Annotated in this window: 1 protein-coding gene; it reads right to left on the minus strand. The window is 39.2% G+C overall.

The window, feature by feature from the left end; all coding sequences use genetic code 11:
* Window positions 1-1,024: IS200/IS605 family element RNA-guided endonuclease TnpB (gene tnpB / locus ACW2QC_RS20195; protein WP_457545721.1), on the minus strand; the 1,024-nt coding region annotated here is incomplete at its 3' end.
* Window positions 1,025-1,237 lie beyond the last annotated feature (213 nt).

Genomic DNA, 1,237 nt, shown 5'->3' on the forward strand with positions numbered 1-1,237 from the left:
TTGGACAATCCCATTCACGCAAATTTAAATTCTTAACGTCTTTATTTCTGTATCCACAATTTGAACAAGCCTGAGAGGAGGCAAAGTTTTTGGCAACCACAACGACTTGTTTGCCATACCACTTTGCTTTGTATTCCAACATGGTTCGAAATTGTGTCCAAGATGCTTCACTAATCGCTTTAGCTAATTGATGGTTTCTTAGCATGCTGTTTACTTGCAAATCCTCTATCCCGATACAATCGTGATTTTTGATGACATCCGTAGAGATTTTATGCAAGTAATCCATTCGGGCATTTGTAATTTTTTCGTGAATACGGGCTACCTTGATTCGCTGTTTGTTCCAATTTGAACTGCCTTTTTTTCGTCTTGATAGAATTTGTTGCGCTCTTGCCAGTTTTTCTTCTAATGTACGGAAGAACTTAGGATTCGGATGGATAGTACCATCTGAAAGAACGGCAAAATCTTTTAGTCCGACATCCACACCCACCGTTGATCCTGTTTTCTCAAAAGACCGGGATTCGACTTCTGCCATAATGGATACAAAATACTTCCCGCTTGGATTGCACCTTACCGTCGCGTTGATAATGCGCCCGTCAATTTCGCGACTCTTTGCAAATCGTACAAGCCCAAGCTTTGGCAATTTTACTTTGCTTCCGATTATTTCGATATTCCCGTTCGTATATTTGGTAAGATAGGATTGGACGTTATTCTTCTTTGTTTTGAATACTGGTGCACGATTTTGCTTGTTGAAAAACCGGTTGTAGGCATCTGAGAGGTGTTTCAAAGAAGATTGAAGAGCGATGCTGTCTACTTCTTTTAGCCACGGGAGTTCTTTTTTTAATTTCGTTAGCTCCGCTGAACAAGATTTGTAATTCAATCCTTTTCCAGTTTCCTTATATGTTTGGTTCCATTCGGCAAGGAAATGATTGAATACAAATCGGGAGCATCCGATTGTTTTGTTAATGAGAGTGATCTGGGTTTTATTTGGGTAGATTCGAAACCTGTACGCTTTATTAATTAACACAATACTCTCACCACCTTTTCTTTCATTATACCTTATTTAATAGTTGAACGAAAACAAATGTTCCTGTATTTCATAATGCAGAAATCAAGAAGAAGTTTTATAGTCGGACAACTAGGATAGCAAAAGCTATCCCTTGTCCGAAGGCGATTCATCCCCCACTTATTTTTAGTCTACCCCTTCACAAAATTGAAGTGGGGGTCTTCTCGCCTGGAT

It is taken from the genome of Virgibacillus sp. FSP13 (assembly GCF_054048505.1).